This is a genomic window from Elizabethkingia bruuniana (assembly GCF_002024805.1).
GTDB classification, from domain to species: Bacteria; Bacteroidota; Bacteroidia; order Flavobacteriales; family Weeksellaceae; genus Elizabethkingia; species Elizabethkingia bruuniana.
Map to the genome: position 1 here is coordinate 641,581 of NZ_CP014337.1, position 21,653 is coordinate 663,233.

At 36.6% G+C, this 21,653-nt stretch carries 23 protein-coding genes and 1 tRNA gene; 14 read left to right on the plus strand and 10 right to left on the minus strand.

Annotated features, from left to right (window positions below; translation table 11 throughout):
• Nucleotides 1-3 precede the first annotated feature (3 nt).
• From AYC65_RS03095 to AYC65_RS03105, 3 genes are all read right to left on the minus strand, one after another.
• Complete coding sequence (locus AYC65_RS03095) at nucleotides 4-1,155, minus strand: tyrosine-type recombinase/integrase (protein WP_078674652.1); 1,152 nt, start codon at nucleotides 1,153-1,155, stop codon at nucleotides 4-6.
• Nucleotides 1,156-1,253: 98 nt separating this feature from the next.
• Nucleotides 1,254-1,335: transfer RNA gene (locus AYC65_RS03100), tRNA-Leu, on the minus strand.
• Nucleotides 1,336-1,399: 64 nt separating this feature from the next.
• Nucleotides 1,400-2,167: an MBL fold metallo-hydrolase gene (locus tag AYC65_RS03105; protein ID WP_034869831.1), complete on the minus strand. Its 768-nt coding sequence runs from the start codon at nucleotides 2,165-2,167 to the stop codon at nucleotides 1,400-1,402.
• A 46-nt stretch (nucleotides 2,168-2,213) separates the two neighbouring features.
• Between AYC65_RS03105 and AYC65_RS03110 the strand changes: the two genes are divergently transcribed.
• From AYC65_RS03110 to AYC65_RS03120, 3 genes are read left to right on the plus strand one after another with little or no spacing between them, the layout of a single operon-like run.
• The gene (locus AYC65_RS03110; protein WP_034869829.1) at nucleotides 2,214-3,641 is read left to right on the plus strand and encodes a hypothetical protein; all 1,428 of its coding nucleotides are present in this window, start codon (nucleotides 2,214-2,216) and stop codon (nucleotides 3,639-3,641) included.
• The gene (locus AYC65_RS03115; RefSeq protein WP_034869827.1) at nucleotides 3,641-4,087 is read left to right on the plus strand and encodes a GAF domain-containing protein; all 447 of its coding nucleotides are present in this window, start codon (nucleotides 3,641-3,643) and stop codon (nucleotides 4,085-4,087) included. The genes AYC65_RS03110 and AYC65_RS03115 overlap by 1 nt, the downstream gene beginning before the upstream one ends.
• A gap of 7 nt (nucleotides 4,088-4,094) precedes the next feature.
• Nucleotides 4,095-4,385 (plus strand): DUF1272 domain-containing protein, encoded by a 291-nt coding sequence (locus tag AYC65_RS03120; RefSeq protein ID WP_034869826.1) that lies wholly within the window; start codon nucleotides 4,095-4,097, stop codon nucleotides 4,383-4,385.
• Nucleotides 4,386-4,518: 133 nt separating this feature from the next.
• Here the strand turns inward: AYC65_RS03120 and AYC65_RS03125 are convergent, their stop codons facing one another.
• From AYC65_RS03125 to AYC65_RS03135, 3 genes are all read right to left on the minus strand, one after another.
• On the minus strand, nucleotides 4,519-5,235 hold the full coding sequence (locus AYC65_RS03125) for an ABC transporter substrate-binding protein (RefSeq protein WP_034869824.1): 717 nt from the start codon (nucleotides 5,233-5,235) through the stop codon (nucleotides 4,519-4,521).
• 20 nt (nucleotides 5,236-5,255) lie between these two features.
• Complete coding sequence (gene mgtE, locus AYC65_RS03130) at nucleotides 5,256-6,566, minus strand: magnesium transporter (RefSeq protein WP_059333790.1); 1,311 nt, start codon at nucleotides 6,564-6,566, stop codon at nucleotides 5,256-5,258.
• Nucleotides 6,567-6,645: 79 nt separating this feature from the next.
• On the minus strand, nucleotides 6,646-7,227 hold the full coding sequence (locus AYC65_RS03135; protein WP_034869822.1) for a hypothetical protein: 582 nt from the start codon (nucleotides 7,225-7,227) through the stop codon (nucleotides 6,646-6,648).
• Between the two features lie 171 nt (nucleotides 7,228-7,398).
• On the opposite strand from AYC65_RS03135, the gene rpsO reads away from it, so the two are divergent.
• The 4 genes from rpsO to AYC65_RS21165 all read left to right on the plus strand — a co-directional run bounded on the left by rpsO (nucleotide 7,399) and on the right by AYC65_RS21165 (nucleotide 11,123).
• Nucleotides 7,399-7,668 (plus strand): 30S ribosomal protein S15, encoded by a 270-nt coding sequence (gene rpsO, locus AYC65_RS03140; protein ID WP_034869866.1) that lies wholly within the window; start codon nucleotides 7,399-7,401, stop codon nucleotides 7,666-7,668.
• Between the two features lie 68 nt (nucleotides 7,669-7,736).
• Nucleotides 7,737-8,285 carry a DUF1003 domain-containing protein gene (locus tag AYC65_RS03145; RefSeq protein WP_034869820.1) on the plus strand — a complete coding sequence of 183 codons (549 nt, stop codon included), beginning with the start codon at nucleotides 7,737-7,739 and terminating at the stop codon, nucleotides 8,283-8,285.
• 231 nt (nucleotides 8,286-8,516) lie between these two features.
• A complete protein-coding gene (locus AYC65_RS03150; RefSeq protein ID WP_034869818.1) occupies nucleotides 8,517-10,706 on the plus strand; it encodes a polyribonucleotide nucleotidyltransferase in 2,190 nt (729 codons plus the stop codon).
• Between the two features lie 288 nt (nucleotides 10,707-10,994).
• On the plus strand, nucleotides 10,995-11,123 hold the full coding sequence (locus AYC65_RS21165; RefSeq protein ID WP_255412752.1) for a hypothetical protein: 129 nt from the start codon (nucleotides 10,995-10,997) through the stop codon (nucleotides 11,121-11,123).
• Nucleotides 11,124-11,212: 89 nt separating this feature from the next.
• Here the strand turns inward: AYC65_RS21165 and AYC65_RS03155 are convergent, their stop codons facing one another.
• Nucleotides 11,213-12,406: a DUF1501 domain-containing protein gene (locus AYC65_RS03155; RefSeq protein ID WP_034869817.1), complete on the minus strand. Its 1,194-nt coding sequence runs from the start codon at nucleotides 12,404-12,406 to the stop codon at nucleotides 11,213-11,215.
• 12 nt (nucleotides 12,407-12,418) lie between these two features.
• Nucleotides 12,419-13,783 (minus strand): DUF1800 domain-containing protein, encoded by a 1,365-nt coding sequence (locus AYC65_RS03160; RefSeq protein WP_034869816.1) that lies wholly within the window; start codon nucleotides 13,781-13,783, stop codon nucleotides 12,419-12,421.
• A gap of 214 nt (nucleotides 13,784-13,997) precedes the next feature.
• Here AYC65_RS03160 and AYC65_RS03165 point away from each other — a divergent pair, with 214 nt between their 5' ends.
• The 5 genes from AYC65_RS03165 (at nucleotide 13,998) to AYC65_RS03185 (ending at nucleotide 18,333) form a co-directional block, all read left to right on the plus strand.
• Nucleotides 13,998-14,582 carry a hypothetical protein gene (locus AYC65_RS03165; RefSeq protein WP_034869865.1) on the plus strand — a complete coding sequence of 195 codons (585 nt, stop codon included), beginning with the start codon at nucleotides 13,998-14,000 and terminating at the stop codon, nucleotides 14,580-14,582.
• Between the two features lie 223 nt (nucleotides 14,583-14,805).
• Nucleotides 14,806-15,846, plus strand: coding sequence for a glucokinase (glk, locus tag AYC65_RS03170; protein ID WP_223200293.1), 1,041 nt, complete (start codon nucleotides 14,806-14,808; stop codon nucleotides 15,844-15,846).
• Between the two features lie 103 nt (nucleotides 15,847-15,949).
• The gene (locus AYC65_RS03175; RefSeq protein ID WP_034869814.1) at nucleotides 15,950-16,516 is read left to right on the plus strand and encodes a YceI family protein; all 567 of its coding nucleotides are present in this window, start codon (nucleotides 15,950-15,952) and stop codon (nucleotides 16,514-16,516) included.
• Nucleotides 16,517-16,592: 76 nt separating this feature from the next.
• Entirely contained in the window at nucleotides 16,593-17,633 is a 1,041-nt protein-coding gene (locus AYC65_RS03180) for a S66 family peptidase (protein ID WP_034869813.1), read from the plus strand.
• A 37-nt stretch (nucleotides 17,634-17,670) separates the two neighbouring features.
• Nucleotides 17,671-18,333, plus strand: coding sequence for an alpha/beta hydrolase (locus AYC65_RS03185; RefSeq protein ID WP_034869812.1), 663 nt, complete (start codon nucleotides 17,671-17,673; stop codon nucleotides 18,331-18,333).
• A gap of 120 nt (nucleotides 18,334-18,453) precedes the next feature.
• On the opposite strand, the gene AYC65_RS03190 is transcribed toward AYC65_RS03185, so the two are convergent.
• Entirely contained in the window at nucleotides 18,454-18,744 is a 291-nt protein-coding gene (locus AYC65_RS03190; protein WP_034869811.1) for a GIY-YIG nuclease family protein, read from the minus strand.
• A 194-nt stretch (nucleotides 18,745-18,938) separates the two neighbouring features.
• Between AYC65_RS03190 and AYC65_RS03195 the strand changes: the two genes are divergently transcribed.
• Nucleotides 18,939-20,357 carry an L-serine ammonia-lyase gene (locus tag AYC65_RS03195; RefSeq protein WP_034869810.1) on the plus strand — a complete coding sequence of 473 codons (1,419 nt, stop codon included), beginning with the start codon at nucleotides 18,939-18,941 and terminating at the stop codon, nucleotides 20,355-20,357.
• Between the two features lie 19 nt (nucleotides 20,358-20,376).
• Nucleotides 20,377-21,126: a subclass B1 metallo-beta-lactamase BlaB-22 gene (locus tag AYC65_RS03200; protein ID WP_068801164.1), complete on the plus strand. Its 750-nt coding sequence runs from the start codon at nucleotides 20,377-20,379 to the stop codon at nucleotides 21,124-21,126.
• A gap of 19 nt (nucleotides 21,127-21,145) precedes the next feature.
• Here the strand turns inward: AYC65_RS03200 and AYC65_RS03205 are convergent, their stop codons facing one another.
• Nucleotides 21,146-21,622: a DUF1203 domain-containing protein gene (locus tag AYC65_RS03205; RefSeq protein WP_034869808.1), complete on the minus strand. Its 477-nt coding sequence runs from the start codon at nucleotides 21,620-21,622 to the stop codon at nucleotides 21,146-21,148.
• Nucleotides 21,623-21,653: the final 31 nt, after the last annotated feature.

Consider the following 21,653-nt stretch of genomic DNA (forward strand, 5'->3'; position numbering starts at 1 on the left):
ATTTTAACCAATTTTTATATCAATGTTTTTATTTCGTTCTACTTGATGCTCTTTGTAATCAATAGCGTATATTTTAGTTGTTCTATCTGTTGTGTGCCCAGCTAATTCCTGGGCTTTTTGTAATCCAAGCATTTTTGATACTTGATTTAAGAATGCATATTTTAGAGAATATAATGTAACATGAAGATCTACCTTTGCGGCATATTTCTTCCAAAGTTTATAAGCGCTTTGACGATGCAGTCTATTACTTCCAGTTTTCATATTATGACTAAATAAATACTGGCCAGATCCGGTTTCATACATTACTTGCTGCCATAAATCATAAGCGTTCATATTGATAGCTCTCATTGTTCTGATATGTTTTCCACCTTTTTTTAGCATTATATAGAATATACCTTTCTCTAGGTCAACATCATCTTTTGTAACACCTAACATTTCCTCAATGCGGCTTCCTGAATAAAAGAATATTATAGCGAATCTATGTAATCTAGGGTGAATAGTTTGAAGCTTGTGAAATTTCTCCCAATCATTATCGGTTCGAATAATCTTTTTAACTTTTGGAGTATGCTCTAGTCTTTTTATACCTTCAATAAAATTAACCTCGAATATATCTAACTCAGTGAAAAAGGCAAAAAATTTAGATAAATGTGTTCTGGTTTTATTTATTCTGTAGTTAGAGTGTCCGTCCATAGACATGGTTATAAGTAATTGTTTTATATCTCCTTTTGTTACATCTTGAATGTCTTTTAAATGTAGCTTTAACTTTACACTGTACTTAAATATGTGTATCAGAGAATTTTTCATATCACCTGCTGAACCTTCGGTAATATCAAATGTTTTTAGCGCCATATCAAGAGATTGTAAAAATGGAATTTTACCATGAATAAGTTCTATGGTGTCGGTTATCTCTTCAAATTCTTCTGTAATAGGATTCCATCCCCGGCTTAATAAGAAGGTTTCATCCTCCATTATTTTTTTTGTCTCTATAACACGCTCAGAATGATCTTTAATATGATTCATTCCTTTAATTCTTCGAGGGTATTCAATGCCTTTATTATTTATAAAGGTGTATTGGATTTCCCAAATTTTTTTGCCTGTGGATTTTAAGGTTTCCCAGTTTTTAGGATAAACCTTCATTTCTGTAAATGATTTCATTTTTACACGATGTTTTACACGATTGAAATCAGATGAGAAAAAAATGTAACTTTTAAAAACCCCGCAAACCTAATGTGGAAGGTGGTTTGCGGGAATTGTACCCAGTGCCGGAATCGAACCGGCACGCCTTGCGGCACTAGAGTTTGAGTCTAGCGCGTCTACCAATTCCGCCAACTGGGCCACTCGAAATTGTGAGTGCAAATATAGGTATATTTTTGCTTCTGAAAAGAGTTTTTTAAAAAAATTAAAAAACAATTTCCTGCCCGTCAAAAGCCAGCTGGATGTGAGATGGCAGCTCTTGATTCATTTCATCGTGAAAACCAATATGATGGCTCAGGTGGGTAAGGTAAGTTTGCTTCGGTTGAAGCTCCTCGACAAGTTCCAAAATCTGAGGCAAAATAAAATGTGCAGGATGTGGATTATCCTTTCTCAAGCAGTTAATGATAAAATAATCGAGATTTCTTAGCTTGTCTTTCTCCATATCCGATATAGCACTGGCATCGGTAATGTATGCTGTATTTTTAAATTTATAACCGAAAATATCAATTTTATAGTGGGTAACCTCTATAGGAACGATTTCAGTATCTAAAAGTGTAAAAGGCCTATTATCCAGAAAATGCATTTCAAAAGAAGGAGCTCCCGGATATTTTTCATCGGAGAAAGCATACGGAAATCGTTTTTTTACTTCATCTCCTGTGCGTTGCCTGCAGTAAATGGGCATATCCTTTTTGCTCCGAAAGATGATAGGGCGCATATCATCCAGACCAATTACGTGATCATTATGCTCATGGGTAAGAAGTACAGCGTCCACATTATGCTCCTGCTGGGTAAGCATCTGCTGCCTGAAATCCGGACCGCAGTCTATTAATATTTTTCTGTCATCATCTGTTGTTACTAAGACTGAAGATCGTAATCTTTTGTCTTTAGGATTCTCCGACAGACAAACAGGATCGGTACATCCAATAGTCGGAACTCCCTGAGAAGTTCCTGTTCCTAAAAATTTAAGACGCATTTTTTGAAGATGGTATTTATTTTGATAAATTTACAAAAAAATAAAAATGTCCCTAATAAAGCAAATTCTTACCCCAAAGCAAAAGGCTTTAAACATAAACTTAGATCCGTCGGTGTACGGAACTTTCGCGGAAATTGGTGCTGGGCAGGAAACTGTTCGGCACTTTTTTAGGGCAGGTGGTGCGTCTAATACGATTGCAAAGGCCATGTCTGCTTACGATAAAGATTTCAGTGACGCGATTTACGGAAAAGAAACAAAAAACAGGTATGTTACCCAGAACCGTCTTAGAAAAATGCTTCGTTATGAAGTTTCGTTGATTGAAGAACGTCTGGACAGAGAAAAAAATCCGGGAAGAAAATTCTTCTCCTATGCCAATACGGTAACAACCATCAATTATGATAAAACCCAAAAAGGACATGGTTGGGTAGGTCTGCGTTTTCAGCTGCATGAAAATGAAGCTTATAACGAAATCGTTATCCATGTAAAATTTAGAGAGAACGATGCAACATTACAGCAGGAAACATTAGGTAATCTTGGTGTAAACCTTATTTATGGGGCCTTTAGATATTCAGATAACCCGAGAAGATTAATAGAATCTTTATACGACGATATCTCAATAGACAAATTGGAATTAGACATGATAGACTTCAGCGGACCTGCGTTTGAGTACGTGGATAACCGTTTGATGTCTCTTCAGTTAGTGAAAATGGGAATGACAGATGCTGTAATTTTCAATTCCGAAGGTAATAATATGCTTCCTGCAGATATTCTGTACAAACAGAATATATTTGCGGTAAGAGGAAGTTTCCGCCCGGTAACACTAGTGAATGTAGATATGTTTGAGAATGGACTGAAAATGTTCCTTGAAGATAATAATACAACTATTGAAGATACAGAGGTTTTATTCGAGATTACAATTGCCAACTTACGTGCAGCCGGAGATATTGACGAACGTGACTTCCTGGACAGAGTAGACGTGCTTGCAAAACTGGGATATAATGTAATGATCTCCAACTTCTCGGAATACTACAGAATGGTAGACTACTTCAGTAACTATTCCAATGGTAAAATTGGCGTGGCAATGGGAGTAAACAACCTGTTGGATGTCTTCGATGAAGACTTCTACGAACTGCTTCCGGGAGGAATCCTTGAGGCCTTTGGGAAATTCTTCAAAAAAGGAATGCGTGTATACCTTTACCCATACAAGGATACAACAACAGGAGAGTTACTAAACTCTGAAAATCTTAAAGTACATCCGAATCTTAAAGAATTATATAAATATTTCAAACTGAACAAACGTATTGTAGATATCAATAGCTTCAAGCCAGAGTATCTGGAAATTTATTCAAGAGAGATCCTGAAGAAAATTGCACATTGTGAACATGGCTGGGAAGAGCAACTACCAGATGGTGTTGTAGAAATCATCAAAGAACGCGGAATGTTTGGTTACAAAGAATTAGCTTTCGAAGAATAATGAAAAACTTGAAACAAAGACTTTCTTATTTGCTTGCAGCAGATGAAAGTGTAGAAAACAGACTGAAAAAAGTATGTGTATTACTGGATCAGGAAATAGCTTACTATAACTGGACCGGATTTTATTTCCGAAACGGAGACAAAGAGGAACTTGTATTAGGTCCTTATGTCGGAGCTGAAACAGATCATACCGTAATTCCTTTTGGTAAGGGTATATGCGGGCAGGTAGCTGTTTCCGGAGAAACTTTTGTGGTTCCGGATGTATACAGTCAGGATAACTATCTGTCTTGCTCTATTGATACCAAATCCGAAATTGTAGTGCCAATTTTTAAGGATGGTAAAAACATAGGACAAATCGATATCGATAGTCATACTGTTGATCCATTTACAGATGAAGATACCGAGCTTTTGGAATGGCTTTGTGGAGAAGTAGCTAAAGTTTTGTAGAATAAGAATGTTAGAACTCCGTACAATTTGTGAAAATTGTGGCAAAAAACTTCCGCCAGATTCTGAGGAAGCCATGATTTGTACTTTCGAATGTACCTTTTGTAAAGATTGCGTTGAACAGGTTCTGGAAAATGTATGCCCTAATTGTGGCGGCGGATTCGAGAAAAGACCTGTACGTCCACGGAGCTTTTTAGAAAAAAATCCGGTCAGTGAAAAGGTTATTTTTAAGCCTGTTGATGCGGAGAAATTTAAAATTATTTTAGAAAAATACAGAGATATAAAGCCTTCAGAAAGATAAAAGGAATATTAATGTTTGTTCCATTTTTTACAGGCTATAATACTCCTATTAAATACAATCCCCATAGCTTCTAATAGCTGTGGGGATATTTTTTATTCCGAACTTATAGGGTTATGCCTTTAGTGAGCATATTCTATATCGTGGTAACAAGTTCTTTATAGTATGTTTCGCATTTCGCAATATGAGTTCCGTACCAGGAAAAAGCTTCCCCATCCACAATTATAATCTTTTTATCCGGGTATACAGCCCTGAATTCCTCCAGGTGCTTTTCCTGAAAAGGGTAGGGTTCCGAAGATAGCATAATGATTTCAGCTTCATCCAGATCCTGCATTTCGATAACAGGATAACGCTTTTGTTCGGAGAAAATATTATCAAACCCCAATTGCTGGAGCAAGTGATGAATGAAAGTATCACTTCCAATCGTCATATAAGGCTTTTTCCAGATCAAATAAGCAGCTTTTATTCTTTTATTGAGTTTGTACTGATTGAAAATATCGTAGATCTTCAGATTGAATGCCTGAGCCTTTTCTTTCTGATTGAACATGTTTCCAAGATTTTTCAGAAAATAATAGTTGTCCTCTATATTCTCAATATTGGTAACCCATACTTTAAAATCCGGCATAAGAGTTTCGACCTGCTCTTTCATATTCTCTTCCTTGTTGGCGAGAATAAGATCTGGTTTTAAAGCCCTGATTTTTTCAATATGAATATTCTTGGTTCCACCGATAACTTCGATATCTTTTACCTGATCTTTAGGATGGATACAGAATTTTGTCCGTCCTACAATATCCGGAATACCAAAATCTAAAAGACTTTCGGTAAGAGAAGGTACCAGAGAAATAATGCGCATGATTGGGTTTTATCCCAAATTTACAAAAGTTTTCCGGTTAGTAAGAGCCCGGCAACAGTGAAGTAAATAATCAGCCCGGTAACGTCTACCAATGTTGCTACAAACGGAGCAGAAGACGTTGCAGGGTCCAGCTTCAACCTCTTTAGTACAAACGGAATCATCGATCCTGAAAGAGTTCCCCATAATACAATAAGAACTAAGGATAAAGAAACACTAAGTGCTACATATAGCCAGTGTATTCCGTAATCGAATAATCCTAAATGTTGCCACGTATAAATTCTGATAAAACCAATAATACCCAAAATTGTGCCCAGGCACAATCCGGAAATAATTTCTTTACTCATCACATACCACCAGTCTTTCAGTGTGATTTCCTGAAGTGCCATAGCTCTGATGATAAGTGTTGCAGCCTGAGAACCGGAATTACCACCACTGGAGATAATAAGCGGTACAAATAAAGCTAATACAACGGCTTTCTGAATTTCATGGTCAAAATAACCCATTGCAGAAGCGGTAAGCATTTCTGAAATGAAAAGAATAATAAGCCAGGTAGCTCTTTTCTTAATCATTTCTGTCCAGCTGGTTTGAGTATAGGGAAGGTCTAAGGCTTCCAATCCCCCGAATTTCTGAATGTCTTCGGTGGTCTGTTGTTCTATCTCATCAATGATATCATCGATGGTTACAATGCCGACAAGGACACCTGCTTCGGTAATAATGGGTAAAGCAGCGCGGTCATACTTTTCAAAATAATGAATCGCATCTTCCTTGGTGGTTGTAGTTGTAATCGCTACAAAATGATTATCGATAAGTTCAGAAACTTTCTGATCCTCATCAGCGAGAAGCAGTGTGCCAATAATCATGTCATCGATCAGTCTGTTGTGGTCGTCCACAACATATACGAAGTTCATGGTTTCGGCTTTCTGACCAACTTTCTTTATATGTTGAAAGCAATGCTTAACTGTCCATTCCTTTTTTACCTGAATGTAATAAGGTGTCATCAGACGGGCAATAGAATTCGATTTATAGCCCAGAAGTTTTAGTGCTACCGAACGCTCAGAAGGGTTAAGAAGATTAATAGAGTATTTAATGAGTTCGTCGGGAAAGTCTTCTAATAGCTGAGTTCTGTCATCCGGCGTCATTGCATTAAGAATGTCGGCAACATCATTGCTGCCGATACTGCGTATGGTTTCTTCCTGAAAACTGGGGTCCAGATGCGCAAAAACGTCAGCTTTATATTCTTTCGGAACTTTTAAGAACTCCAACAGTCTTTCATCTGCATGAAGTTCGCTTAGTTTTTCAGCTACATCAGCTGGATTTAGAATTGTTTCCATCACAGCAAAATTTTTCGCTGCAAAAGTAACGTGAATTTGTCAAAAAAGTACTATAATGGAATATTATTTTTCTGTAACCTTAGGAAATGTACACTCCAAGCATCTTTCTCTTGCGAAATTCTTTGAACATTTTCTGGATAGCTCCGGTAGTTCCAATTTTCACTGAGTTTTCAGCAGAACCAACAAGGCGCCCGTTTCCGCTATAGGTGTCGTAGGCAACTTCCATTACAAAGTCTCCCATTTTATTATAAGCTTTCATACTTACAACAACCTGATTGGAAAGTACATACTTTCCTAAACCTACTTTGAAGTATTTTACTTTTGGCACCACAATGAGATCGGCCATGTTATTATTGCAGAGTGTTTTTAGAGTGGGCACATCTATAGTGTCATAAGGCATAGGTGTATCGATCCTGTTTACCTTTATATTGCCCATGCTGTACATTTTATCGGTTACAGCACTGAAAAATGCCTGGTAAGTAGGCTCTTCTATACCTTCAAATTCCGGATAAATCTCAGGATTCAGGTAGACTACTTTACCAATCTTACCCAACTTGATATCATTGTTTACATAACGCAGGCTATCACCAAAGTTAGCACAGCTAACCAGTAGTCCTGTCGTAATAATCGCTAATGTCCCAAAAAGTAGTACTTTTTTCATCTCTTTTACAGAGTACAAAAATACAGCCAATTACTGAGTTTTTGATAAAAAAGTATAAAGTTTTTTGAATTATTTGAATTTGAATTTTAAAACAGAATCAGTATTGTGAATGAAGAAATTAGTCGTATATTTGCAGCCGAATTACATAATAATCATTTAAATAATATTGGAATGTATTTAACTAAAGAAAAGAAGGCTGAGATCTTCGCAAAACACGGACAATCCGCAACTGACACTGGTAGCTCTGAAGGACAAATCGCTTTGTTCACTTTCAGAATCAACCACCTTTCTCAACACCTTAAAAAGAACCATAAAGATTTCGCTACTGAGAAATCATTGGTAAAATTAGTAGGTAAAAGAAAAAGATTGTTAGATTATCTTAAAAATACTGAAATTGAGCGTTACAGAGCAATCATCGCTGAATTAGGTATCAGAAAATAAGATACAAGAAATTCTGTTAAAGCAACTCGAAAGGGTTGCTTTTTTAATTTTGTAACAAAAACATATTTATGAATCTTACCAAAAACAATATAGAAAAACTTAGTGCTTTAGAGAAAATAGCCAACGGTGCAATGTGGTGGATAGGTTCTATACCTTCTCTTATTGCGCATACTATCTTCTTTATAGTAAGCTTTGCGCTACCAATTCTGGGGATTGTAGATTTTGACAAAATGCTTTTGGTGCTTACTACTGTCGTTTCTCTGGAAGCTATCTATCTCGCCATCTTCATTCAAATGTCTGTTAACAGAAGTTCAGAAAATATTGAAGATTTGAAGGAAGATGTTGAAATTATTCAGGAAGACATCGATGAAATTCAGGAAGATATTGAAGAAATTCAGGAAGATATCGATGAAATCCAGGAAGACGTTGAAGAAATCCAGGAGGATGTAGAAGAGATTAGTGAAGATGACGACGATGAAGACCATAATGGAAGAGCAAGGGCAGTAATGCTGAAAAGCAAGGTCTCCAGTAATAAGTCCGATATCAGAATTTTGAAAGATAAAATAGCCGAATTAGAAAGCCTTATTGAAAACCTGAAAAAAGAACAGGGAGAATAGTGTATATTTGGTCCTTTCAGGATCCGGTAATATTTGTTTAGCGAATTGGCTGAGACAGCTAGAAAAGTAGTGTGAGAGGGATAAAAGCACTCAATAGTACTTATGTTAAGTTGTTGTTATATTGCACCAGCTTTTTCAGCTAAAACAAAACAAATTCATTACCTTTGCGAACGAAAATTTAAAGAGTTTAAATAATAACATACTCAATACGGAGTATAAAGATGTTTTTTTATGAGTATACCTCAAGCAATTACAGAAAAAATTGTACTAAGAGATGGTCGCGAGATTACCATCGAAACCGGAAAACTTGCTAAGCAGGCAGACGGTTCGGTTGTCGTTAGAATGGGCGACACTATGCTAATGGCTACAGTTGTAGCAAACAAAGAAGCTAATCCGGGAGTGGATTTTCTTCCCCTTACAGTAGATTACAGAGAGAAATTTTACGCTGGTGGAAAGATTCCGGGGAACTTCTTCAGAAGAGAAGCAAGACCTTCGGATCAGGAAATCTTAACAATGCGTTTAGTAGACAGAGTTTTACGTCCGCTTTTCCCTGAAGATTTCCATGCTGAAGTTCAGGTAATGATTTCCCTTATTTCTTATGATGGACAATCTATTCCGGATGATTTAGCAGGCCTTGCAGCATCTGCAGCTATCGCTATTACAGATATTCCTTTCAACGGACCAATGTCTGAAGTTAGAGTCGTAAGAATCGACGGAAAACTTTCAGTTAACCCAAGCTACGAACAGCTTTTGACAGCTGATATCGACATTATGGTAGGAGCTACAAAAGACTCTATCGTAATGGTAGAAGGAGAGATGAAAGAGATTTCTGAGCAGGAAATGTTAGAGGCAATTAAATTTGCACACGAAGAAATTAAAATTCAAATCGAAGCTCAGGAAAGATTAGCTGCTAAAGTAGGAAAAGCTTTCCCTAAAAGAGAATACAGCCATGAAGATCACGATGAAGAAATTCGTGAGAAAGTATGGAAGGAGTGCTATGACAAAGTATATGAAGTAGCTAAATCTCCATCTAACAAAGAAGAAAGAGGCGAAAAATTCAAAGCTGTTTTAGAAGAATTTTTAGCTCAATATACAGACGAAGAAGAATTAGCACGTGTAACACCTTTTGTTAAAGTATACTACCACGATGTAGAAAAAGAGGCAATGCGTCAGATGATTCTTAACGAAAACATCCGTTTGGATGGTCGTGATCCTAAAACTATCCGTCCGATCTGGTCTGAGGTAGATTACCTTCCGGGAGCTCACGGTTCAGCAGTATTTACAAGAGGGGAGACTCAGTCTCTAACGGCAGTAACTTTAGGTTCTTCTAAAGATGCTAACATGGTAGACAGCGTAATTACACAGCACGACGAGAAATTCTTTTTACATTATAACTTCCCGCCATTCTCTACAGGTGAAGCAAGACCTTTAAGAGGTACTTCCAGAAGAGAAGTTGGACACGGTAACCTTGCTCAGAGAGCTTTGGCTAACGTTATCCCGGCAGAAGTTCCTTATACTATCCGTATCGTTTCCGATATTTTAGAATCTAACGGTTCTTCTTCTATGGCAACTGTTTGTGCTGGTACACTGGCATTAATGGATGCAGGTATCCAGATTTCACAGCCTGTATCAGGTATTGCAATGGGATTGATTACAGATCCTAAGTCTGGTAAATGGACTGTTCTTTCCGATATCTTAGGAGATGAAGATCACTTAGGTGATATGGACTTTAAAGTAACAGGTTCAGAAAACGGAATCACAGCTTGTCAGATGGATATTAAAATCCAGGGATTATCTATGGATATCATGGAAAACGCCTTAATGCAAGCTAAAGAAGGACGTCTTCATATTCTTGGTAAAATCCTTGAAACAATTGATACACCTAGAGCGGATGTTAAACCACACGCTCCGAAAATGGAAATGCTGGAAGTTTCTAAAGACTTCATCGGTGCTATTATCGGGCCTGGAGGTAAAAATATCCAACAATTACAAAAAGATACAGATACTGTTATCTCTATTGAAGAAATCGGAGAGATCGGAAGAGTTGAAATCGCAGGTACAAACCGTGAGAAGATCAACGAAGCGATTGCAAGAATTAATGATATTACCTTCGTTCCTGTTGTAGGAGAAGTTTACAAAGGTAAAGTTGTTAAGGTAATGGATTTCGGAGCTTTCGTTCAGCTTAAAAAAGGTACTGAAGGTCTTCTTCATATCTCTGAGATCGAATGGAAGAGATTGGATACAGTTCCGTACAAAGAAGGTGATGAAGTAGAAGTGAAATTCATGGGTTACGACGATCGTAAGAAAATGAAGCTTTCAAGAAAAGTACTTCTTCCAAGACCTCCAAAGCCGGAAGGAAAACCAAAAGCTGAAGCAACAGAAGCTAAAACTGAAGGTGACAAACCTGCAGAACAAGCATAAAAATAGAAATTACATTATAAATGTAGAAAAGGCTGAAATTTATTTCGGCCTTTTTTTGTGATCAATTAAACCACATAGAAGCATCGTGTTTTAGTATTAAATTAAATATAAAGCCACCTTCAATACTAATACAGGATGTGCATAATGAATGTGTGAAAATTTACTTTCCTATGTAAAACTTTTTATATTAACTATTCTATGTAGCTATGTGCTTTTATAAAACCTTACCATGCTTTTATTTTTTATTTGGCGTGAAAGTTGTACCTTATTGCTGAAAAACAAAATATTATGAAAAGAATAGTAAGAGCGGCTTTAGCCTTTTTGATCCCAATTGCAATTGAATTTGTTATAAAAAAGATTACTGAAAAACGTAAAGATAAAAGAGATCAGTCTCCGGCAACTTTACCCAATTCATAATTGATAAAATAAAAAATAACTCCTGAATTTTTCAGGAGTTATTTTGTTTTAGAATTGTATCAAGGACTTAATATCTCTACTAATACTAACTAAATGAAGTCATAAAATGTATTCTGTCTCGACAGGATTTTCTGATCATCAGCATTTAGCCATTTCTTTAGAATAGTAGCATATACATTCCGGAAATCTTCGGTGTAGATAAGATCCCCGTCATTTAGTCTTTCCAGATTAGACAATGGATTTAACAAGCCTTTTTTCTTTAGCCCGCCGCCAATAAGAAACATCTGATTGGCTGTTCCGTGATCTGTTCCTCCGCTGGCATTCTGAGCTACACGTCTGCCAAATTCAGAGAAAGTAACCAATAATACATCCTGAAATCTGCCATTGGCTTTTAGATCACTTATAAATGCTTTTACAGCATCGTTGATCTGAGTAAACAGATTTTTTTGTGTCTGAAGCTGATTAACATGAGTATCAAAACTTCCTACAGACAGATAGTATACTTGAGTATTGATATCTGAATTGATAAGAGAAGCAATGGTTTTAAAATCTTTACCCAATCCTGTGGTAGGATAGGTAGACGAAGCAGGCTTTGCCTTTGTGTTCTCAAGAATATAAGATGCATTGCTAATGGTATTACCTAAAGTCTGATAGAGATAATCCACCACCTGCTCATCATGAGAATGAGAATCGTTTAGCTTTTTATAGAAAGCCTCATTACTCGAATTAAACAGTCTTTTAGGGTCTGTAACTGCTATTGCCTTATTCTGTGAACCTTTCAAAGCAAGACTCAGCATATCGTCTATTTCCAGAGCTTGTGTTGGATGCGCGCAGGTATGGCAGGCCTCATCCAGGTAGCGGCCCAGCCATCCGGTTTCCCAAAAATCTTTTGAGCTGCTGGCAGACTGCCAAATGTCCATACTTCTGAAGTGTGATTTGTCAGGATCGGGATAACCTACATTGTTCAATGCTGCAAGTTCTCCGTTATCATATAATTCCTTAAAGAATGTCAGAGACGGATGTATAGAAGCTTCGTCAGTTAAAGAGAGTGCATCCTCTTTGCGGATAGATATGCCATTTCGGTTTTTATAGTACAGGTCATTTCTTACCGGTATAATTGTATTCAGTCCGTCATTACCTCCGCTAAGCTGGAGAACAACAAGTATCTTGTTTTGTGTCGGGAGTGCCTGCGGCAATTCCATTGCTTTCAGAAATTTAGGCATCATAAGAGATGCGCTGGCTAATGAGCTTATTTTAAGAAAATTTCTACGATTGATCAGCATAATATCAGGAATTTAGCATAGTTGGTATTCAGGAACAGACATAAGATTGATAACATCTGCCTCAAATGATTTTCCAGAGTATTCTTTAATAACATCTGAAGAAGAAGCTACTTTTTTCTGGAGAAGCAAATCCGCAAGATTCTGATCTTTCAATACAGTTTCCGCCTGCATCCAGTTGATATTTGCTTTTGCATTCTTTGGATTAAAATGTTGCTTTTGTCCCATATAGGTATCATCGTCCTCTTTAGGTTTATATACCATAGGAATAATACCACTCCATATTTGTGGTATCTGCATTCTTAGCAGTAGGGTACTGCTGTCTATCCAGTTGGTTCCACTCGGCCACCCGGCCACATTGGGCGGACGGAAGATAACCTGCCCGAGCAGATTACCATAATTAATGATAACTTCCGGTTTTTCAAAGCTTAATGGCAAAGTACGTTGTATACCTACAAATAATTCTATAGGCGATTTTATCCTGGTACCTATATTAGCCTCATTATAGAACCATTTCGAAGTGAAAATATGATCAAATAATTTAGCAATATTATAATTGCTTTTGTAGAAAACTGTGGCCATTTCGTCTACTATCTGATCGTTGACTGTTTCATTTATAAAAAAACGATAGATTTTGGCTGCTATAAATTTGGAGGTCGCTTTTTGTTGCAGAATAATATTCAGGATATCATTTCCGTTAAAATTCCCGGTTTGCCCCAGAAAAGTTTTCTCACCATCATCATGAAGCTTTGGCCTTTCCTGAAAAATTCCCGTTTTATCATAACCCCATCCCGTAAAAGCTCTTGCAGCTTCTTTTATATCTTTTTCGGTATAATGACCTCTGCCCATTGTAAACAGTTCCATTACCTCGCGCGCAAAGTTCTCATTAGGATGGCCTTTTCTGTTTTGCTGGTTATTCAGAAAGCTCAGCATAGATGCAGACTGGCTGACTGCTTTTAGCAGATCACTAAAGTTCCCCAAAGCTTGCTGTCGTACAATGTTCAGTAGATCCTGATTAAAATTACTGTTTTGTATACGGGATGCAAAATGTCCCATCCAGAAAAAAGAAACCTTTTCCCGAAGTTGTTGTGGTGAATATGCCATTTTGTCTATCCAGTCCAGAGCGATCTGATTGGTCTGCATATTCAGCTGCTGGTTTCTGAGCTTTCTGGCCTCCGGATCGTTTTTAATATTACCATCCACAAGCAGATTGCTATCGTCCACAACTTTTATTGCAGGGACATCAGCTTCTGTAGAATCTGCCAGAATTTGTTTCCATAGTTTCAGTGTGTCAAAACTGAGCAGATTAAGACTGTCGCTTTTGGGACCAAAGCCTGCCCGCCACAACAGATGCTTATTTTTTACAAAATTTGTGAGCATATCGCTTTATTGTTTTTGGTATGATTAATATTAAACGTTAAGGTTAAAGATTAAATTGCTTTAAGTTTTTATAAAAATATATAAAAAATAAGTCTTTTTTTATAATACTTAAACATCGTTTAAAGCCTGATGTATAAAGGTTTTGTTAATGTTTTGTTAATTTTGGCACGCTTTTTACAGGAGTATGGTAGTAAAATTTAAAAAAATAGATGTTATGAAAATGATTAAGCAAGCGGCTTTAGTAGCTGGTATTTTCGCAGCAGGGTTAGTAAGTGCTCAGAGTGCTGATATGAATAATATGCTTAAAGTAGGTGTTAACGGTGGTGTTTCTACCGGAGGTAACACTTCTGCAAACGTAGGGTTTGATTTATCTTACCAAAATATTGTAACTCCTGGTTTTGGATTAGGTATCGCAACGGGATACAATCAGTTTTTCGGAAAAACTAAAACTTTTTCGCCAGGTGGAGATGTTAAATACAATGACTTCGGAGTAATTCCGGTTGCTGCATTACTAAGATATTACCCTGCACGTACAGGTTTCTATGGTGGTGCTGACTTAGGTTATGGATTTATCGTAGGTAAAAACAATGTAGCAAAAGATGGTTCTCCTTACAATGCTGAAATGCCAAATGGAGGTTTCTACTTGAAGCCTGAAATTGGTTACCACAACCAAAACTGGAACTTCTTTGTACACTATACTAAAGTATTTACAGGTGACAAAGGACAGATTGGTGATGTTAAATTCAACGCAGGAACAATTGGCGCTGGTGTAGCATACAACATTCCATTAGGTAAATAGTTTTTTAATATTTAATAGTAAAAGCTCTCCCCAAAAAAGGGAGAGCTTTTTTGCTGTATAAAAATAGATATGGCCTAAAATTGATTTTGGAGTATACTGTAATCCGTTTGCAGTCAATGATTTGTTTGCTTTTTTAAGGTATAATGTTTTTTTATATTATATGAACAAAATGTTAAGTGCTTTTTTTATATTTTTGGGAAAATAATTATTTAATATGGAGTTAATGAGGTTTCCATTGCACCTTCCTGGTTGGAAAAATGCTGATAATGACGGACTTTCGGTAATTGCAACAGATATTGGAGGTACCAAAACAAACTTAGGATGGTTTGTTTCTGAGAATCATAAAATGGTATTAAAAGAAGAAGCTACCTATCCATCAAGAGATTATAGCTCCTTTAGCGATATTATCAAAGACTTTATCAAAAATTATAAACTGGAACTTCCGGACGTTTTGTCAATCGGTGTAGCAGGACCGGTTGTAGATGGTAAATGTATTACCACAAATCTTCCATGGTCTCTGGATGTATCGTTATTGAAAAACGAACTTCGTATTAACCGTGTGGAAATGATCAATGACCTGGAGGCTACAGCGTACGGATTAGCAGAGGTAAACGATGGTTATCTGGCAACAATTCACAAAGGAAATCCTAATATCGACGGAAATGTGGCTATTCTTGCTCCCGGAACAGGCCTTGGTGAGGCTGGGTTATTCTGGGATGGTAAAGCTTTAAGACCATTTGCGACAGAAGGCGGACATTCTGAATTTTCTCCAAGAAATAAAACAGAAGTTGAATTTTACGAATACCTGAACTCTATTTATGGTATCGTAAGCTGGGAAACTGTAATTTCAGGTCCTGGAATCTTTAATATTTACAGATTCCTGCGTGATGTAAAAAAACATCCTGAACCAGCATGGCTTACTCAGAAATTTGAGGAAGAAGGTGACCCGTCAGCAATTATTAGCCATACAGCTATGCGTGAGCTGGATCCTACATGTTCTCTTGCAATGGAGATGTTTGTGGACTTTATGGCACGTGAGGCGACAAACCTTGTATTAAAACTAAAAGCAACAGGCGGATTATTATTAGGCGGTGGTATTCCTCCGAAGATTTTTAATTTGCTGAACAAAGATAAATTCCACCAGAATTTTATCGTGAGTGATAAAATGGAACATATACTAAAAGATATTCCAATCTACTTAATCCTGAATAGTAAAACTGCTCTGATGGGAGCTGCTTACTATGGAGCTTATGGAAGAGCGTAAAAGGTAAAAATGCAGTTTTTATAGTGATTGTTGAAAACTTATCATAGGATAAGGCAATCGTCTATAAAAAAGGTATACTTTTGCATCAACATAAATTCAACACATGAAAAAGGTAGGTTTTCTATTATTAATGACAGCTGGTTTGGCATTTGGACAAACCAAAAAGGTAGTTGGTTCTGATATCCAGTGGTGGGGCTATAAAGTGATGAAGTCTGATGCTTCTTCGCATTATGGTAAAGTAAATCTGAAAAGCGGTAATATCGTTTTGAAAAATAATCAGGTTGCAGGAGGTACTTTCGTATTAGATATGACGAGTGTCAATGCTACTGATGTTGCTGGTGAAGATCAGCAAAAACTAAACGGACACCTTAAAAATGGTGACTTCTTTGAGGTTGAAAAATTCCCGACTGCTAGCTTTACAATTACTTCTGTAAAAGCTAACAATGATAAAGTTTACAACTATGTAGTAAACGGAAACCTTACTGTAAAAGGTAAAACTGAAGCTATCTCTTTCCCTGCAAAAATTAATAATAGCAAAGGGCAAGTAAGCATCGTGTCTAACAAGTTCTCTTTCGACAGACAGAAGTTTGGAGTAAACTATAAAGCTGGTATGAAAGATGTTGTTATCAAAGACGATATCGATATGCTTGTAAAAGTGACTGCGAGATAAATAAAATATAGTTAGTATTTTTAATGAAACGGGAAGTAGCCTCTACTTCCCGTTTTTTTATTATATTTTTGTAAACATGATACTTACCAGACCACGACTTTTGAAGCCAGGAGATACTGTTGCTACCCTTTCTCTTTCATGGGGTGGAGCAGGAACTTTTCCGCACAGATATGAAGCCGGAAAAAAACAACTGGAAGAAGTTTTTGGGCTCTGTGTTATAGAAACAAAAAATGCCCTGAAATCTGCTGATTACATTTATAAAAATCCTCAGGCAAGAGCAGAAGATTTAATGGAAGCTTTCTCGGATTCATCCGTAAAAGCTATTATTTCCAATATTGGTGGAGATGATAGTATCAGAACGTTGCCTTTTACGGATCTTTCAGTAATCCGCAATAATCCTAAAATATTCCTGGGATTTTCGGATACTACAGTTACCCATATGGCTTGCTACAAGGCAGGCTTAACTTCTTTTTACGGAACATCTGTATTGGTTGGCTTTGCCGAAAATGGGGGTATGCATCAATACCAGATAGAAGATATTAAAAAAACTCTTTTCTCAACAGAGCCTATAGGTCAGGTTTTACCTAATCATGACGGATGGACAACAGAACGTTTAGAATGGGGAGAACCAGAATTGCAGAATACTAAGCGTAGCCTTGTACAAGAAAGTCAATGGAATTTTCTGCAAGGCACAGGAAAGGTTAAAGGTGAGCTGATTGGTGGTTGTGTAGATGTTTTGGAATTTCTGAAAGGAACGGATTTTTGGTTTTCAGAGTCTGATTGGGATGGAAAGATTTTATTCCTGGAAACCTCAGAAGAGATGATGTCCCCGCTTCAGTTTTGTTGGGCATTAAGAAATTATGCCGCACAGGGTATTTTTAACAGAATTAGCGGATTGATTTTAGGAAGACCTTATGATAATAAATATGTTCAGGAGTATAACGAAATACTATTGCAGATTATAAGAGATGAGCAAGGTCGGGATGATCTGACTATTGTAACTGAAATGAATTTTGGACATACTTGCCCCGTTTTTACAATTCCTTACGGTGTAATGGCGGAAATTGATAATGAAAGAAAAACATTTAGTATTTTGGAAAGTGGAGTAGCCTTATAAAGGAGAAACTTTCGGTTTATATTATATTTGTACTTAAATGCAACCTCAGGATTCTAAAATAAAACTCTATATCATCAGCGGGCTGGGAGCCAATGCACGTGTATTTGACAAAATAACTTTTAACGAAGATATTGAGCCTGTTTTTATCGACTGGCTTATGCCGGAGAGGGATGAAGAATTTGATCACTATATTTCCAGAATGGCAGAAAAGATAGATGATAGCAAAGCGTTTTATTTATTAGGCTATTCTTTTGGTGGTGTTTTGGTACAGGAAATTCATAAACTGAAACCCGCTAAAAAAATTGTTATTCTGGGGAGTATTAAATCCTGTCATGAGAAATCTAGGTTTTTTAATTGGAATCAGCTATTGCGGCTATACAAAGTAGTTCCGATGAGCTTTTTCTCCAATAAGAAAGCTATTTCCTATGCTTTTTTCCGTAAAGCCAATGACAAAAGGATAGATAAGCTGTATGAATACTTTACAGTCAGACAGCCTTATTATCTGAAATGGTGTATTCATCAGATTTTGAATTGGAAAGGTGAGGAGCAAAAAGAAGTTGTTCAGATTCTTGCTGATAAAGATGTAGTATTCCCTGTGAAAAATTCTGCTCCGGATTATATTATTAAAGGAGCGTCTCATTTATTCCCCGTAACCAGGGCGAAGGAAGTATCGGATATTTTACGGAAAGTTTTGAGTTAATATAATTTCAAACAGTCGGATAGAACCTTTAGGAAATAACTTCTCGATACAAAATTCTTTCAGAATTTCACTCGAAGTGACGTCATATAAATATTTTATAGACCAATTAATCTCTAATGGTTATTTGAATTTTTTCTTTGCAAGATTAGGCAAGTCTTCATATTGCCCATTTATTAAAGCCTCTTTTTTTGCTTTAGACCATTTCTTTATTTTCTTTTCAAATAATATCGCTTCTTTTATATCAGTGAATATAACATAGTATACTAATACTACAGGACGTCGATTATAGGTATATGAACCAAAATATTTTCCATCCTGGTGTTCATTAAATCTGCGGAATACATCTTCAGTAACCCCTGTATAATAAGTATTATCTGAACATAATAATATATAGACATATGATGTTTTCATAATCTGGATATTTAAGGATAAGTTATAATTTTTTATAATAAAATCTCGTCAGTTCGAGTGCGAAATGAAATATAGCGTATCGAGAACATCTTTATAATTTAGCTTATTATCAAATTTTCAAATTTCCCCATTATATCCCATATTTATCATTGACTACCTGTAGATAAAATGCTAAATTTGTATAAATTCAGATTATGCAATCGATTAGTGTTTTTGAAATTATAAAAGTGGGTATAGGTCCTTCCAGTTCTCATACTATGGGGCCATGGAATGCAGCAGAAATGTTTCTGGATCATATCCGTCGCGAATATAAAATAGCAGATGTAAAAGAAGTTTTTGTAGAATTCTTTGGTTCACTGGCCAAAACGGGAATTGGACACGGTACCGATATTGCCGGAATGATGGGGCTGAGTGGTGAAGATTTTAAGTTAATAGATACTTCTAAAATAGATGATAAAGTAGCTGAGATAAAAGAATCCCAGAAGTTAAATCTTGGTGGAGAACATGTGATTCCTTTTGTATACGGGCATCACTTAATTCTGAATATGGAAAGAGCTCTGGACTTTCACCCTAACGGAATGATTTTCCGTGCTGTTTTCAATAATGGTGAGGAAATATCCAAAGATTATTATTCCGTAGGTGGTGGATTTGTAGCGACGCAAGAAGAAAATTCAATAGAAAATAATTGTGTTCGTACACTTTATCCGTGTCATCATGCCGAAGATATTAAAAAGTATATCGATAAACTAAACCTTAACAGAATTTCGGATCTTATTCTTTTAAATGAAGAATCATGGAGATCAGAAGAAGAAACCCGCAAGCAGGCTTTATATATCTGGCAACAGATTAAAGAATGTATTTACAAAGGGGTAAACCGTGAAGGTATTCTTCCGGGCGGATTGAATGTGACGCGCCGTGCAGCAGGTATTAACAGAAAGCTTTTAGGTGATAAAGTTTATAAAAATATAAATGAATGGTTTCAGTTGGTAGTAGATGCCGAAGAAACCTTCAGTACAATCAATAAATGGGTAAGCTGCTTTGCACTGGCAGTAAATGAAGAAAATGCTTCTTTCGGAAGAATTATCACCGCGCCTACAAATGGTGCAAGTGGAGTAATTCCTGCAGTCTTGATGTATTCGCAGTGCTTTACTGAGCATATTTCAGACGATGATATTGTAAGATTCTTAATTGTAGCCGGAGAAATAGGAACACTATTTAAAAAGAATGCAACAATTTCGGCAGCAATGGGAGGTTGTCAGGCAGAGATCGGAGTCTCTTCAGCAATGGCAGCGGCTGGATTAACCGAAATTATGGGAGGTTCACCAAAACAGGTATTACAGGCAGCAGAAATCGCAATGGAACACCATTTAGGATTAACATGTGACCCTATAGGCGGGCTTGTTCAGATTCCATGTATCGAAAGAAACTCAATGGGAGCTATAAAGGCTATAACGGCCTCTAATATCGCGCTGGAATCTAATCCGGATAATGCGAGAGTTTCATTGGATCAGGTTATTAAATCGATGTGGGAAACTGCTTTGGATATGAATACCAAATACAAAGAAACATCGGAAGGAGGACTTGCTGTGGCAGTGAATGTAGCAGAGTGTTAATAATACAAAGAAGAAGATAATGATGAAAAGATTAAAAGGACTATTGGTTCTGGCCTTAGGTTTTACAGGGCTACAGGTTTTTGGGCAGCAAAATCCTGATATTAAAATTGAAAAATTAAAAGATAATTTATACGTCTATACAACCTATAATACCTTCAAAGGGACTAAATATGCAGCTAATGCGGTATATATGGTAACTGATAAAGGAGTAATGGTTATAGACTCTCCATGGGGAGAAGATAAATTTAAAAGTTTTACAGACGAGATTTATAAAAAGCACGGAAAGAAAGTCATCATGAACATTGCTACTCACTCTCATGATGATAGAGCCGGAGGTCTTGAGTATTTTGGTAAATTAGGTGCGAAAACTTATTCTACTAAAATGACAGATTCTATTTTAGCAAAAGAGAATAAGCCAAGAGCAAAGTACACTTTTGATAATAATAAATCCTTTAAAGTAGGAAAGACTGAGTTTCAGGTCTATTATCCGGGAAAAGGGCATACGGCAGATAATGTGGTGGTATGGTTCCCTAAAGACAAAGTATTAGTAGGAGGCTGCATTGTAAAAAGTGGTGATTCGAAAGACCTTGGATATATTGGAGAAGCTTATGTAAACGACTGGACACAGTCTATACACAATATTCAGCAGAAATTTCCCGATGTTCAGTATGTCGTTGCAGGCCACGATGACTGGAAAGATCAAACATCAATACAACATACACTGGATTTAATCAGTGATTACCAACAAAAACAAAAGGCTTCAAATTAATGAAGCCTTTTTCCTTAATTTAAACTGAACGCTTAACCAGACAACTATAGCAGCCTGGTTTGGCATTGTGAATATGGATATAGTCAATATCCGTGTTTTCGAGCCACTGATGCAAAACATTTTTAAGTTCTGTTCCGTTTATAACATCAGCTTGTATCATTGCTTCATTTTTATCATAAGCACGGAGGGATAAGAGCCTTCTTATAAGTATGTCCGGGATTTCATTTTCCGCTATTTCTTTTGTCCGGGCATTCTCACGAATAAAAATTGCCCCTGTTGAATTATAAGGAGAATCGGTTTTTAAATGTTCAAATGATAATAACAAAACACTTTCCCCAATTTCAGCATCTTCCAAACTAACACGACAGGGAAAAGCATAAGCTTTATCAACTGGTTTCCGGACAATATTACGTTTTGCTAATTCTTCGTCTGACAAAGCAAATAATGGAGAGAATATCTCGTGGTCTAGTCCCTGGATTTTAAAATTTGTATTCATTCTTTTTTCTGACAAATTTTGTCTAAAACAG